The organism is Pseudarthrobacter sp. rb (assembly GCF_056389225.1).
On the sequence record NZ_JBWJAR010000029.1, the window covers coordinates 1 to 13,233 of the forward strand.

The following is a 13,233-nucleotide window of genomic DNA, read 5'->3' on the forward strand; positions in this document are numbered from 1 at the left end:
GACCACTACGCCTATCGCCATAAGGCCAATCTGTCCCTCGAGTAGTTTGAGCCGCACTTCGTCCACGAGAACCACCTCTCCGGAGAACCCTGATCCAGACTCTACGATGAAGTTCAGTTAACAGGACGGATTCCATCGCCTTGTTGTTGGCGATCAGGGTCTTCCGCTCGGCTTTCTGTTCCTCGGTCATGGGGCCGGACTGTGCCTGTCGGCCGCCGTCGTAGCGTTCGTGGCGCGGGGTGAAGCCGAGTTCTTTCCACCCGTTGATGACTGGTCTGGCGGAGTGGTGGCCTTACCAATTGCGCTGGATGACGTAGGCGTTGGCCTCGTCCTCGGTCGCAGGTTCACCGTTGGCCCGGTTCGCGGCCGAGACGTACAGGGCGTCTTCATCGGCGTAGCGGCCCGCGTCCTCCACGATGGTCTTGCCCTAGCCTTCGAGTTCGGCGATCAGCGCGGCATGTCGGGTTCGTCGGCGAGGACTGATTCAAGTTCCTCGGTCGCGTCGGGGTCGTCTTCAATTATCTGGACAACCGGGAAATTCCAAGGATCTGATTATGACAAGGCATTCGTGTCCGCTCACTCCCGGTGCGCGTCATCGGCGCAGATCACTGGTTGAAAGGCAGGGTCATCCAGCACGAGCCGATCCTTCAGGGTCTGGTCCTGGATTTCCGGGACAGCTCAGAGGGCTGAAAATGGAACTCTTGAGATGAAAATAAATTAGTTTTTACGAAACGCCCCGCAGGCCATTATTCAGTGCTATTTTTCAATCAGCCTTTCATGGGGGGAGGCGGTCAACGAAGATCGTTGAGGGGGACGAATCGTGACAAAAACTAGACATATTAGTGCGGACCTCCACAGACCTACATTTACGAGCAGGTTGTTGAGTTCACCAAGGCCGATAACGGGTGGGTCATTGACAATATCAAACCTAAGTCACCTAACGGGACCCCGCCATCAACGGTTGTGAGCGCAGAACAACTCGCATACGCCAAGAATCCTCCTGGTTCACAAGCTGCTCTGAAGATCGGCACAGGCCGAGTGGCAACCCCAGCGAAGGCTGTCGCGCCAAATGATCATGTTCCGGAGACCAAGCCAGCCGTTGGCCCCAAGACAGGCGCCACAACACCTTCTTTGATGGCGGGTTACGACTACACCGCGATGGTCAACTATGCCCGATCTTGGGCTCTGGGCCGGAATGGGGCTTACAGGCAATTCGGCAACGACTGCCAGAACTTCGTTTCCCAGTCGCTAAAGGCAGGGGGCTGGCAGGACCAGGGGGGCTGGTACCAATATGACAGTAGCTGGTGGTACGACTGGGCAAACCAGACCTACTCGTGGACAGGGGCACAGAACTTTCATAATTTCGCTGTCGGACAAGGCCGCGTGACATACCTCAGCTATCTAAACGACCTTGGTCCCGCCGACGTGCTGCAAGTGCACTGGCCCGAAGGAACCCCCGACGTTGACCATTCCATGTTCGTTACTTACTCACCATGGAGCGCTGGCACACGCGATATTCGGGTGAGCAACCATACCAACGACGTGCTCGACAGAAGCGTGTGGGATCTCTATGCATCGTTCCCATACGCAACCTGGTATGGCCTCCGGACTTAGAGAATTGGTGCAAACATGCGAACGTCAAGATCGATCGCCCTCTCAGCCGCCGTAGCAGTACTCGTTACGCTCAGCGGCTGCGACAAGACTTTCGACCCGGACATGGGACAGCGGAATTCAACTGCCGAGAAAGTTATCGACGCAGCGAAGGAAGGCGACCGGCAAAAGCTACTCGATCTCGCTCTGCTAGAAATGCAGGGGCGAGAAGCAGGAGCTGATGCTCTCATTGCCGACGCCAAGAAGCTCGATCCAGCAACTTCAAAAGTTGAGTACCAAGAGCATCACGGCGCACCTGACAACTACATCGTCACAGCTACGGATAGCCAGGGACATGAAGTTTCATTTGAACTCGACTGGAGCGAAGCCAGGTGGCAGGTGGCACTAGGAACAGCTGGGCCTGCTAAGTCCCCAGCCGCTTCAACCTCACCGTAGGCCAGCTCGTCACCAAAGCCCGTAGCCGACGTTGGCCCCGCTATCCAAGGCCGCAGCACGCTTTCACCCACAGACAATGCGCGCAGGCTGCCAAGCCCTGCGCGCATTGTCGTGGTCACTCCATTTCGCCTCCACCAACTGTGAATGGCACTCTCGATACCACTCGACGTCAGGCCAAATCCTGGAGTAGAGCTCGAATCCTTTCCTGGGCGGCCCTATGGCGTTCGACTTCTCGAGGCCAGCCGCGGACCTCAGCATCCGCAATGAGTTCTTCCTGTCGTTCAAGCCGCGCCCGTAGCCTTGGTGCGTATTCGGTGGTGGTGAGAAATTTTGGGCAGGTGAGCATCAATTCGCATTCGCATGGCCCTTCTGCTGGCAGTCGCAGGCAGTGGCCGAGCTCGAGTTCGGTTTTGAGGAAGTTAGTTTGAAGCCAATGAATGGATTCGTCGTCAAGCTTTCCAGTCATCAGAGCTTCCGCCGCTGGGCCAGCAATCCGGTTACCTGACGCCAATGCTTCCTCATACTGGCGACGCACTACGGGGTCGGAGATCCGGCTGTAGATCATCGACATCGAGGCGCTCTTGTGGCCCAGGATCGTCATGATGGTTTGAATCCGCGCTCCTCCCTCGGCGAGCTGCGTGCCGAGGGTGTGGCGAAGCCTGTGTGCGCTAACGGTCCTGGTTCCCTTGGAATCGACGAGGCCGGCAGCTGTGCACGCCTTCTCGAAGGCGTCATCGAAGAGGGTCGCCGATGACAGGAGTTTGCCCTTGCGGACGAAGATGTAGTTCTCCAGCCGGCCCGTGGTGGCATCACGCCGCGCCACTGCCTTCATCGCCTTGGCCTGATTGATTGCCTCCTGCAGCGAAAGGGCCGCGTCAGGGTGCAGCGGGATGAGGCGTTCAGAGTGACCTTTCCCGACCGGAATCCGCAGTCTCGGGTGGCCGCTGGCATAGGCGTCAAGGCAGTCCCACGTAAGCCGCCGGATTTCGTCCCGTCGTGCACCGGACCACCTCAGCAGCAGCAACGCTGTCCGCTGCAACGGGTCGGTAAGTCCTTCTATCGCGGCCATCAAGGAGTCGAGCTCGTGCCGGGGCAGGTAACGGGGAACCGTCTCCAGTCGGCGAGGCGCGTCCCGGGTAGTGAGCAGCGGTCCACCTGGAACATCGTCCCAGCCCCACATGCTCGTATCGCGACAGAACGCCCCGATGGCATTGATCTCATGCTTGCGGGTGGTCACCTGCAGCGGTTGCCCTGTGGTCTGACTCGTGTAGGTGGGTAACCAGCGGAGGTATTCCTCAACCAAGGTCCGATCCAGCTGGGCCAGGGATATGACTTCTGGGTGTTCCCGTCCGAGCCAGTTCACGAAACGCCGCAAGCCCTCCCTGGCGATCCGGACCGTCTGAGGGCGGTCCAACTGGGCCTCAAGACGGGTGGAAAGATAGCGCTCAACGACTGCCCGTATCCGGGGTGGGCAGGGTTCCGGGAGCAAGTTTTCCTCCCACCCCTTTCTGCGTCTCGTGCCAGAAGTCGGCGGGCTGGTGACCTGCCCGATGTTGAACAGCAGGACGTGCAGACAGTGGACTTTCGCCAAATGGGCTTTGGTGAAGCGTTCCCCGGCGTTCTCACCCGTCATTTGCCAAGGGGACTTCTGATAGAGAGCTGCCCGGAGCTGGGCGAAGTCCTCCCGCTGACCAAAGGCCCGTATCTGCTCTGCCATAGCAAATAAGTCCCCGGCAGTGATTGCCGTGATGTCGGGGTCACCACGATGAAGCAGGAGACGACCGATTGCCCAGGTGAGGTTCGAACGCGCAGATTCTGGGATGTATCCCAACTCATCCAGCTTCGTTACGTGGGACTCAAAGAGATCCAAGTCCACTCCGAGCCCCTTTCCGCCCGCTTGAACGCTGAAAAGTCGGGCGTACTTACGGACAAAAAGGAACTCATACCCCAGCCCAACGCCGCGCACGAGGGCCAGATAGACCAAATACCCACTGGCATCGAATGTAGCCGTGCGCCCATTTGCGCGAAGGGGTCCACCGGTAAAGCCGGCACGAACAAGAAGAGGCGCCTGGAACCATTCCTCCAGATCAGGCCACGCCTGAACAAATCGACGATAGGACGCCATCCGCTCGTAGCGGGCGGCGTAGTGCGGGATAAACGCCTTGACCCACGCACTGTACTCCGCCTCCGTAGCATGGCGGCGTGCAGTAGGAGCGGTTATCCGTGCCGTTACGCTTGCAGTGTTCATTGGAGGGCACCCAAGGCGGCGCGATACTCATCGCGGACCTGAGAATCCGACACCCTGGTGTAAATCCTGGTCGACTCCGGCGAAGCGTGGCCCAGACGTTGTTGGAGTGCCAACTCCCGCATGCCCGCTTCCCACATCAGGGTCGCGTGTGTATGACGCAAGGCATGCGGGGTCTTCTCAGGTGCCCGCAATCCGAGCATGCTCAGCCGGCGAGCGAACATCCGCACCAACGCGTCGTACGAAAGCGGCTCACACGATCGGGCACCGCGGCCGCCGACCAGGAAGAGAAAGGGGCTCTTTGACTGGGACGGGCGTTCGCGCATGACATACCGGTTCACGGCGTCCAGGGTTCGGGGTTCCAAGACATCAACGACGCGTTCCTGGCGGGATTTCCCCCTCGCGCCACGTGGATGGTCATCGCGTTTGCGGATGGTGACGCGCCGACGTCCGTACGAGACGTCCTCAAGGTGCAGGCTTAACACCTCCCCTGGGCGCAGTCCCCCGTCAAGCATCAGCAGGACCATGGCCAGATCCCGCAGGCAGGTCATGCTGTTCAGCAGGGCCTCGACTTCCCGTATTGCCAAGGGGCGGGGCAGTCTAAGCGGCAGCTTGACCCTGATCTGTCGCCTCATCGGCTGCTGCCTGCTTGCACCGCCAGTGAAGGGACGGTGCCGCTCTCTCACCATGGCCCATGCCCGGTCAGGTTGCCGTCGCATGGGATTTTCGGCGTCGAACATCTCGGCGACAATGGCCCACTCGTAAAAACTTGATACGGCAGCCAGCACACGAGCAACAGTGGCCGGAGCCAGTAGCCGGCCCTCGGGGCCAGTCATGGCAAGACCAAGCCGCTGAGCTGGCCTCCGGCTTGGACGCCGCCTAAGCCAGCCCAGGAACTGCAAAGCTACAGCGGGACGGAAATCTTCCCAGTCCGTGTCGGTTTCCTCGAGGAATTCAAACAGGTTCTTTAGGTCGAAACCGTATGCAGCGGCAGTGTTCGGGCTGCCTCCGGAGTCCAGGATGTGTTGCAGGAACCTGCAGACAGGGACCACCGCTGCCCCGTCAGGATCCAGAAGCATCACGGCGGAAACCGTCCCGGATGACTTGGTCGTTACAACCCGCATCTGCGTCACCTTTCCAGTGCAACACCCCTCAGCCCACTCGACTGAGAGGCGCGCAGTGTCCACATAAGAAAGAATTCGGCCAGAATCAGGGCTTCTTCGATGGTGCAACTCCTGCCCAGGGCGGCGTCCCCGGCGGTGGTGGACTTGGCCTTCAGGGCGTCCTCGACGGTGATCTTAGTCCGCCCGGTTTTCTTGGCGATCTGCGCCGCTGACACGCCGATCAGGGAGAGCTGGTGGTAGGCCTCGGCTTCGTCTGCCTCGGTCAACGCGGAGCGTTGGATGTTCTCGACCACCCGCGCGAGCATGCATTCTACTTCCTAGGGGCTTCGGTTCTCTTGTCGCGGATGCTTCTCCACCTCGCTTTAGCAGCCGCCTTCACCGACGCATCGCGATCTTCGTTTACTCGATCTTCCCGTTCAGGTTGCCCCGCCTTTGCACTGCAAGAAACAGCTTCCTGTGCGGGCTTGTCGATCACCCTGGATGCCTACGACGCCGCGCTGCCATTTCTTGGAGCCCAGCCCAAGGCCGGCCCCAGCTTCCCTGCTATATCGGTCAAGATCTGAACGTACTCCTCGTGGTCGAAGCTGAAGGGCAGCGCGAACGCCACCTCATCCACCTCCTGGAAACCGGCGTGACCATACAGCTGCTCAGCGATCTCCTCGCTGGTTCCGATCAGATCCGGAGCGAACATCATGCCCCGCGGCCCCTGCGGAGCGGCAGTCCGCGGAGTGCGTTCCTCGACATACCGCTGGTACTTCTCCCGCTGTGCAGGAGAAGCAGAGTCAGTCGGGATCACCACCAGCCCCTGCGACACCCGGGCCCCGGAATGTCCGGCCGCAGCAGCCGCTTCGCGGAACGCCCGGATCTGCGACTGCTGGACCAGGGCGAAGTCCGGTTCCTGGCCCTTGTCCGGAAAGATCACGCTGCTGGAGAGCAGGTTGAAGCCGTTCGAACCGGCCCACACCGCTGACTTCGTGCTGCCAGCCCCGTACCAAAGCCGGTCCCGCAGCCCTGGCGAATGCGGCTCCACCCGGTTGGAAAACTCCTCCACCACGCCTTGCTTGCCGGAGAACTCCCGCACCGGCTCCCCCGCCACCAGCCGCGCAAACCGCTCCACCCGGGCGTAGCTGAAGTCCTCCACATCAGCAGTATCCGGGTACAGCTCCTGCTTCACCGTGTCGTACTGCATCGGCTCCCCCACACTCACGCCAGGATTGATCCGTCCGCCAGCGAGCAGGTCCACGGTGGCCAGGTCCTCGGCCAGGCGCAGCGGGTTCTCCCAGCCCAGCGGCGTCACGGCAGTTCCCAGCTCAATCCGCGAGGTCCGCTGACTGGCGGCGGCCATCACCGCCACAGGAGAAGAGATCCCGAACTGCAGGTGCCGGTGGCGGAGCCAGGCACTGTCGAACCCCAGCCGCTCCCCCAGCTCAATGATCTGCAGCGTCGATTCATGCCCCGCGGCTGGATCAAGAGGATCGAACAGCCCAATGGTGAGGAAGCCAAGCTTGCGCAAAGGACGGTCGGGGTGCGGCATGGCTTCCTCCAGGATCCGGGGACGTGGTTTGGTGTTCAGACTAGGCGCTCAGGCAGAGCATGAACCAACATGTCCCACGGCCCGGCGCCGCATGTAAAGACAACCTTGACGGCGCCGTCCACCAAGGCGTTAGGCTCACCACGAGCCAGCGACGGCGCAGGCACGGGAGGAACACATGTCACTGCAGGAAATCGAGTTCACGTCCGCCAACGGCCGCGACACCATCCAGGCCTGGGTCTACGAACCCATCGGGCAGCCCAAGGCCATTGTGCAGCTGATCCACGGGCTCGGCGAGCACTCCCGCCGCTACCTCCACCTCATTTCCACCCTGGTGGACGCCGGGTTCATCGTGGTGGCGGGCGACCACTCCGGCCACGGGCGCACGGCAATGCAGCAGGGCACCTGGGGCGACGCCGGCGAGGACGCCGCCAGCGTGGTGGTCGCGGACGAGGTCACCCTCCAGGCCAAGGCCAGGGAGGCGCTCCCCCCGCTTCCCTACGTGGTGTTCGGCCACAGCTGGGGCTCCATGATCGCCCGCGGCATGGCCGTGGACCCGCGCACACAGCTGTCCGGCCTGGTCCTCTGCGGCATCGCCGCCCAGATGCGCGGCATCGAGAAAATGGTCGACCGGCCCGAACTGGAGCGGCTTGCCTCCGGCGAGCGCGGTGCCGAGCCCGCTCCCCAGGAACTGGTGGGCCAGCTCTTCGACGGCTTCCTGGGCCGTTTCGGCGAAGGCGCGGGCCCCACGGCCTGGGTCGCGCTGGATGCGGACGTCGTCGCCGACCACGGCAGGGACCCCTTCAACAACTTCGGCGCACCGCTGAGCGCCCGTTTCCTGCAGGGCTTCGTGGACCTCTACGACCAAGTCACCTCCGACGACTGGTACAAACAGCTCCCCGCCGAACTCCCCGTCCTCATCCTCGCCGGTGACCAGGACCCCGTGACCAACTACGGCGAAGGCGCCTACCATGTGGCCAACCGCCTGGCTGATTCGGGCCACGCCGACGTCCGCACCCGCGTCTTCCCCGGCGTCCGGCACGAGGTGCACAACGAACCCACCACCCGAGCCGAAACCGAACGCGAGACGGTCGAATTCATCCAGCGCGTCACGCAGCCACAGGAGTTCCGCGAACCGTCAGCTGCACAATGAATCAGGCCGCCCGACTCACGGAGGAGCCCTTGGTACGGTTCCGGTCCAGGATCAGCGCGAGGGCGATCCCGAACATCCAGACGTCCTTCGCCAGCACGGTGCCTTGCTGGCTGGGCCTGATCCCGTCCTCCAGGGTCATCTCCGGAATTCTTCGGTACATGGTCAGAAGCGATCCGGAGAAGAGGCCAAGGCCCAGCCCCGCCAGCCGGCTCGGCACGAACGGTGCCAGGAGTGCCGCGCCCAAGGTCATCTCGGCGTAGCTGAGCAGCTTTCCAAACGTTTCCGGCTCCATCCGGGCCACCTGCGGGTACACCTTGGCTCCCATGCCCTGCATACGGGCTGCGCTGTCCTTGTCCAGGTTCCGCTTGCTGTAGCCGGCGTTCAATATGAAGGCTCCGGTGGCCAGGCGGAGCGGAATGTGGCTCAGTTTCATCATTGTTCCCTTCACAACGTGCGTGGGGTGATGCGTGAGAGCATAGTTCGCCCGGCTATGCACCGCCAGAGCCGGGAGGGTGTTGATCGTTTCGTCCTAGATGGTCACGTTGAGCCCGGCGGTATAGCCGGCAGCCGCTGACCCGGTCATCGTTGCCAGCTGGTAGATGCCGCCGTCGTTCCCGAACACGTTGTCCGACTTGAGCGTGGTGCGGGTCATGTTCGTGACGCTGCGCTCGTACCCGGGGGTGGCGTACACGTCGTCGCAGGCCGCCTGCGGCAGCGCGATCTGGGAGACGGCCAATACCTGCCCGGCAGCGGTGGCATTGTTCATGGACTCGAACACCTCGAAGTGGATGTGCGGCCAGCGCCCGGAGTAGGCGGCCGGGAAGATCGACGTGAACGTGACCTGCCCGTTGGCGTCGGCTTCCTGCACGCCGCGCAGGTAGTTTTCGTTCTTCAGGCTCGAGTCGTACATCGAGTATTTTCCGTCCCGGTCGCAGTGCCAGGCGTACACCGCGGCGCCGGCCATCGGGGTGCAGCCGTTGGCGTTGTCCAGGAGGGTCAGGGTGAAGGTCAGCGGAACGCCCTCCGCCTTTGCGGAGGCAGTCCCGAAGCTTGAGGTGATGTCCTTCCGCACCACCCCGGAGGCTTCCAGGACATTCGGCCCGTTGGAGCCGTCCCCCGGATAGGGGCCGGCGGTTTCCTGCGGAATTTCCACGCCGCACTCAGCGATGGCCCGGGTCAGCGTGGGGGTGGCGGTGACGGCGTCCGTGGCCGTGGCAGATGCCGAGGAGGTGGCGGCCGTCGCCGTGCTTGCTGCCGGCGAGGCAGAGCCCGTGGTTGCGGCGGGTGTGCAGGCGGCGAGCGCGGCCACCGCACCGCCTGCACCGAGGAACAGCCCCAGCGACCTGCGGCTCACCAGGGTGTTCAGGTCGAACTCCAGCCCCCGGTCGTGGTCGGGGTGCGGCTGGTCAGAATCGGGCTGGCGGGGTGTGCGTGAAGTGGTCATGATGCAAGGAAACCGCACGGGGCTATGCCCTGGGCCGGTTGCTGCTGTGCCGTAGCTGTGCGTCCGGACGGGCGCTTCCCCATAGGAAGCCAGCCCCGGCGGAACGTACGACGGCGGCACCCGGCCGCCGCCGTCGTCGTCCGTTCCAGCGAAGCGGGCCCGGCGTCCCAGGCGACGGAAAAGCGAGGCGGGGGGGGGGGCGGGGGGCCCCGGCCCCCCCCCAGGCACCCCCCGGGGCCGCCGCCGGGGCGGGGGGGGGGGGCGGGCCCCCCCCCCCCCCCCCCCCCCCCCCCAGGGGTAAGGGGCCTACCCGCTATACGCCGGCAGCCGCGGCGACGTTCGGCGTCTCCTCCGACGCCCCGGCGAGCCGGATCCAGGTGTCCACCACTGTGTCCGGGTTCAGCGAGACGGAATTGACGCCTTCCTTCACCAGCCACTCGGCGAAGTCCGGGTGGTCGCTGGGGCCCTGGCCGCAGATGCCCACGTACTTGTCCCGGGCCCGGCAGGCCTTGATGGCCATGCTGAGCAGCTTCTTCACGGCGGCGTCCCGTTCATCGAAGCTGTTGGCCACGATGGCCGAGTCGCGGTCCAGGCCCAGGGTCAGCTGGGTCATGTCGTTGGAGCCGATGGAGAAGCCGTCGAAGTATTCCAGGAACTCGTCGGCCAGCAGCGCGTTGGAGGGCAGCTCGCACATCATGATCACTTCGAGGCCGTTTTCGCCGCGGCGCAGGCCGTTCTCAGCGAGCAGTTCGATGACGCCCTGCGCCTCGTCCAGGGTGCGAACGAACGGGATCATCAGCTTGACGTTGGTCAGGCCCATCTCGTTGCGGACAAAGGACAGGGCCTCGCACTCGAGGTCGAAGCAGTCCCGGAAGGACGGCTCCAGGTAGCGGGACGCGCCGCGGAAGCCGATCATCGGGTTCTCTTCGTGCGGCTCGTAGGCCGGCCCACCGATCAGGTTGGCGTACTCGTTGGACTTGAAGTCGGACATGCGCACGATCACCGGTTCCGGCGCGAATGCCGCAGCGATCGTGGCCACGCCTTCAGCCAGCCGCTTGATGTAGTAGTCGCGGGGGCTGTCGTAGGCGCTGATCCGCTCCCAGATCTCGGCGGCCACGTCCTCGGGCTGGCTGTCCAGGTTCAGCAGGGCCTTGGGGTGGATGCCGATCTGCCGGTTGATGATGAACTCCAGCCGCGCCAGGCCCACGCCGTGGTTGGGCAGCTGGGCGAAGGTGAAGGCCTGCTCCGGGGTGCCGACGTTCATCATGACCTTCACCGGCGCCTCAGGCATCTGGGTGATGCCGGTTTCCTCAACACTGAAGTCCAGCAGGCCCTGGTAGATGGTGCCGGTCTCGCCGTCGGCGCAGGAGACAGTGACTTCCTGCCCGTCGGACAGCGAGTCAGTGGCGTTGCCGGTGCCCACGACGGCGGGAATCCCCAGTTCGCGGGCGATGATGGCGGCGTGGCAGGTACGGCCGCCGCGGTTGGTGACGATGGCGGAGGCCCGCTTCATGATGGGTTCCCAGTCGGGGTCCGTCATGTCGGCCACCAGGACGTCGCCGGTCTGGAAGGAGGCCATCTGGTCGATGGCGGTGAGGATCCGGACCTTGCCGGCGCCGATCCGCTGGCCGATGGCGCGGCCTTCCACCAGCACGGGCCCGCTTTCGTTCAGGCGGAACCTGCTCATGCTGCCGGGGGCCCGGCGGGACTGCACGGTTTCCGGACGTGCCTGCAGGATGTACAGGCCGCCGTCGATCCCGTCCTTGCCCCACTCAATGTCCATGGGACGGCCGTAGTGCTTCTCGATGGCGACCGCGTGTCGTGCAAGCTGCTCCACGTCGTCGTCCGTCAGGCTGAAGCGCGAGCGCAGGGAGTCCTCCACCGGGACGAAATCGATGGTGCGGCCGATTTCGCTGCTGTTGGTGTACGTCATCTGCAGGGCCTTCTCGCCCAGGCCGCGCTTGAGGATCGCCGGGCGGCCGGCCTCGAGGGCGGGCTTGTAGACGTAGAACTCGTCCGGGTTCACGGCACCCTGCACGACGGCTTCGCCCAGGCCGTAGGAGGAGGTGACGAACACGGCGTCCTGGAAGCCGGACTCGGTGTCCATGGTGAACATGACACCGGACGCGCCGACGTCGGAACGCACCATGCGCTGGATGCCGGCGGACAGTGCCACCTCGGCGTGCTCGAACTTGTGGTGCACGCGGTAGGCGATGGCGCGGTCGTTGTAGAGGGAGGCGAAGACGTCCTTGATGGCCTGCAGGATGTTCTCGATCCCGCGGACGTTCAGGAAGGTTTCCTGCTGCCCGGCGAAGGAGGCATCGGGAAGGTCCTCCGCGGTGGCGCTGGACCGTACCGCCCAGGACAGGTCGGCGGAGCCGGCGTGCTTGTCCACCAGCTGCTGGTACGCCTCGCGGACCTGCGCCTCGAAGTCCGGCAGGAAGGGGGTATCGCGGACCAGGGAGCGGATTTCCTGGCCGGCGGCGGCCAGGGCCGTCACGTCATCCGTGTCCAGTCCCACCAGCCGGTCGGCAATCTTCTGGTCCAGGCCGGAATCGGACAGGAACCTGCGGTACGCGTCCGCCGTGGTGGCGAACCCGTCCGGAACCTGGACGCCGGCCGAGGTCAGGTTCTGCACCATCTCGCCCAGGGAGGCGTTCTTGCCGCCCACCTTGTCCAGGTCCTTGAGTCCAAGTTCAGAGAACCACAGAACGTCAGTCGTCATGTTTACTGCTCCTTTGCAGAGGGTGGCGTAGGCATCGCCGGCCGCGCACGGTAGTGCCGGCCGGAAGAAAGATCCAGCTAACAGTTTCAGGTCTTCAGCGGACTTTCCACATGATGTGCGCTACGCCACGTTTGTGAAATTCCGGGCTAGTGCTTGAGGTTCATCCGCTGCAGGATGGTGGCCGCCATCTCCTCCACGGAGACGGTGGCCGAGTTCAGGTACGGAATGCGGTGCGAGACGTACAGCTGCTCGGCGCTGCGCAGCTCAAAACCGCACTGCCGCAGCGACGCATACGGGGAGCTGGGCCGCCGTTCGGTCCGGATCTGGCTGAGGCGCAACGGGTTGGAGGACAGGCCGAAACACTTCGACACGAAAGGCCGCAGCGGCTTGGGCAGCCCGTCGTGCTGGAAGTCTTCGTCCACCAGTGGAAAGTTTGCGGCGAAGATCCCGTGCTGGAGCGCCAGATACATGGTGGTGGGCGTCTTGCCGCACCGGGACGGGGCCACCAGGATCACCTGGGCCTTCTCCAGCGCACGCAGGCTCTGCCCGTCGTCGTGCTCCATCGCGTACTCCACCGCCGCCATCCGGGACTGGTAGCGCGCGGCGTTCCCCAGCCCGTGCGCGCGGCCCGGTTCGCCGCTGGCCGGTGCCCCCAGCGCCTGTTCCAGGACTCCCACGTGCGTACCGATCAGGTCCACGATGACGCCCTTGCAGCCGCCCAGGATCTGCCGTATTTCGCTGCTGACGGCGGTGGAAAAGACCAGCGGCTGCGGCCCGGTGGCAGCAAGGCCGTCGATGGTACGCACTACAGACCGGGCCTGTTCAGCCGTGGTGATGAAGGGAATGGTGACGCGGTCGAAGTTGTCCACGGGGAACTGCGTCAGCAGCGTATTCCCCAAGGTTTCCGCGGTGATGCCGGTGCTGTCCGACAGGAAGTAGACAGGCCGTAGAGCAGCAGTGGTCAT

The 13,233-nt window shown here is 63.7% G+C and carries 11 protein-coding genes and 1 pseudogene; 3 read left to right on the top strand and 9 right to left on the bottom strand.

What is annotated here, in order from left to right; translation table 11 throughout:
- Nucleotides 1–292: 292 nt before the first annotated feature.
- Nucleotides 293–415, bottom strand: a complete 123-nt coding sequence (locus ACWRN3_RS21750; protein ID WP_324643415.1) for a hypothetical protein — start codon at nt 413–415, stop codon at nt 293–295.
- Nucleotides 416–963: 548 nt separating this feature from the next.
- Here ACWRN3_RS21750 and ACWRN3_RS21755 point away from each other — a divergent pair.
- A complete protein-coding gene (locus tag ACWRN3_RS21755; protein ID WP_476741895.1) occupies nt 964–1,614 on the top strand; it encodes an amidase domain-containing protein in 651 nt (216 codons plus the stop codon).
- 102 nt (nt 1,615–1,716) lie between these two features.
- Entirely contained in the window at nt 1,717–2,046 is a 330-nt protein-coding gene (locus ACWRN3_RS21760) for a hypothetical protein (protein ID WP_255173606.1), read from the top strand.
- 169 nt (nt 2,047–2,215) lie between these two features.
- On the opposite strand, the gene ACWRN3_RS21765 is transcribed toward ACWRN3_RS21760, so the two are convergent.
- The 4 genes and pseudogenes from ACWRN3_RS21765 to ACWRN3_RS21780 all read right to left on the bottom strand — a co-directional run bounded on the left by ACWRN3_RS21765 (nt 2,216) and on the right by ACWRN3_RS21780 (nt 6,949).
- Nucleotides 2,216–4,294 (bottom strand): tyrosine-type recombinase/integrase, encoded by a 2,079-nt coding sequence (locus ACWRN3_RS21765; protein ID WP_476741896.1) that lies wholly within the window; start codon nt 4,292–4,294, stop codon nt 2,216–2,218.
- A complete protein-coding gene (locus ACWRN3_RS21770) occupies nt 4,291–5,415 on the bottom strand; it encodes a tyrosine-type recombinase/integrase (RefSeq protein ID WP_255175675.1) in 1,125 nt (374 codons plus the stop codon). The genes ACWRN3_RS21765 and ACWRN3_RS21770 overlap by 4 nt, the downstream gene beginning before the upstream one ends.
- A 71-nt stretch (nt 5,416–5,486) precedes the next feature.
- Nucleotides 5,487–5,711 (bottom strand): annotated as a pseudogene (locus tag ACWRN3_RS21775) (ParB/RepB/Spo0J family partition protein); the annotation flags it as partial.
- Nucleotides 5,712–5,899: 188 nt separating this feature from the next.
- A complete protein-coding gene (locus ACWRN3_RS21780) occupies nt 5,900–6,949 on the bottom strand; it encodes an LLM class flavin-dependent oxidoreductase (RefSeq protein WP_476741897.1) in 1,050 nt (349 codons plus the stop codon).
- Nucleotides 6,950–7,124: 175 nt separating this feature from the next.
- On the opposite strand from ACWRN3_RS21780, the gene ACWRN3_RS21785 reads away from it, so the two are divergent.
- Entirely contained in the window at nt 7,125–8,099 is a 975-nt protein-coding gene (locus ACWRN3_RS21785) for an alpha/beta fold hydrolase (RefSeq protein WP_324643420.1), read from the top strand.
- 1 nt (nt 8,100) lies between these two features.
- Here ACWRN3_RS21785 and ACWRN3_RS21790 read toward each other — a convergent pair whose 3' ends face one another.
- The 4 genes from ACWRN3_RS21790 to ACWRN3_RS21805 form a co-directional block, all read right to left on the bottom strand.
- Nucleotides 8,101–8,535: a hypothetical protein gene (locus tag ACWRN3_RS21790; RefSeq protein ID WP_308209020.1), complete on the bottom strand. Its 435-nt coding sequence runs from the start codon at nt 8,533–8,535 to the stop codon at nt 8,101–8,103.
- Nucleotides 8,536–8,628: 93 nt separating this feature from the next.
- Entirely contained in the window at nt 8,629–9,543 is a 915-nt protein-coding gene (locus ACWRN3_RS21795; RefSeq protein WP_324643421.1) for an intradiol ring-cleavage dioxygenase, read from the bottom strand.
- A 313-nt stretch (nt 9,544–9,856) separates the two neighbouring features.
- Nucleotides 9,857–12,268: a phosphoenolpyruvate synthase gene (ppsA, locus tag ACWRN3_RS21800; protein WP_476741898.1), complete on the bottom strand. Its 2,412-nt coding sequence runs from the start codon at nt 12,266–12,268 to the stop codon at nt 9,857–9,859.
- Between the two features lie 146 nt (nt 12,269–12,414).
- Complete coding sequence (locus tag ACWRN3_RS21805; protein WP_255174654.1) at nt 12,415–13,233, bottom strand: pyruvate, water dikinase regulatory protein; 819 nt, start codon at nt 13,231–13,233, stop codon at nt 12,415–12,417.

Excerpts from the sequence above, each read along its gene's own strand:
- ACWRN3_RS21795 (WP_324643421.1), bottom strand. The coding sequence starts at position 9,543 with ATGACCACTTCACGCACACCCCGCCAGCCCGATTCTGACCAGCCGCAC.
- ppsA (WP_476741898.1), bottom strand. The coding sequence starts at position 12,268 with ATGACGACTGACGTTCTGTGGTTCTCTGAACTTGGACTCAAGGACCTG.
- ACWRN3_RS21790 (WP_308209020.1), bottom strand. The coding sequence starts at position 8,535 with ATGATGAAACTGAGCCACATTCCGCTCCGCCTGGCCACCGGAGCCTTC.
- ACWRN3_RS21805 (WP_255174654.1), bottom strand. The coding sequence starts at position 13,233 with ATGACCACTGCTGCTCTACGGCCTGTCTACTTCCTGTCGGACAGCACC.
- ACWRN3_RS21780 (WP_476741897.1), bottom strand. The coding sequence starts at position 6,949 with ATGCCGCACCCCGACCGTCCTTTGCGCAAGCTTGGCTTCCTCACCATT.
- ACWRN3_RS21765 (WP_476741896.1), bottom strand. The coding sequence starts at position 4,294 with ATGAACACTGCAAGCGTAACGGCACGGATAACCGCTCCTACTGCACGC.
- ACWRN3_RS21760 (WP_255173606.1), top strand. The coding sequence starts at position 1,717 with ATGGGACAGCGGAATTCAACTGCCGAGAAAGTTATCGACGCAGCGAAG.
- ACWRN3_RS21785 (WP_324643420.1), top strand. The coding sequence starts at position 7,125 with ATGTCACTGCAGGAAATCGAGTTCACGTCCGCCAACGGCCGCGACACC.
- ACWRN3_RS21770 (WP_255175675.1), bottom strand. The coding sequence starts at position 5,415 with ATGCGGGTTGTAACGACCAAGTCATCCGGGACGGTTTCCGCCGTGATG.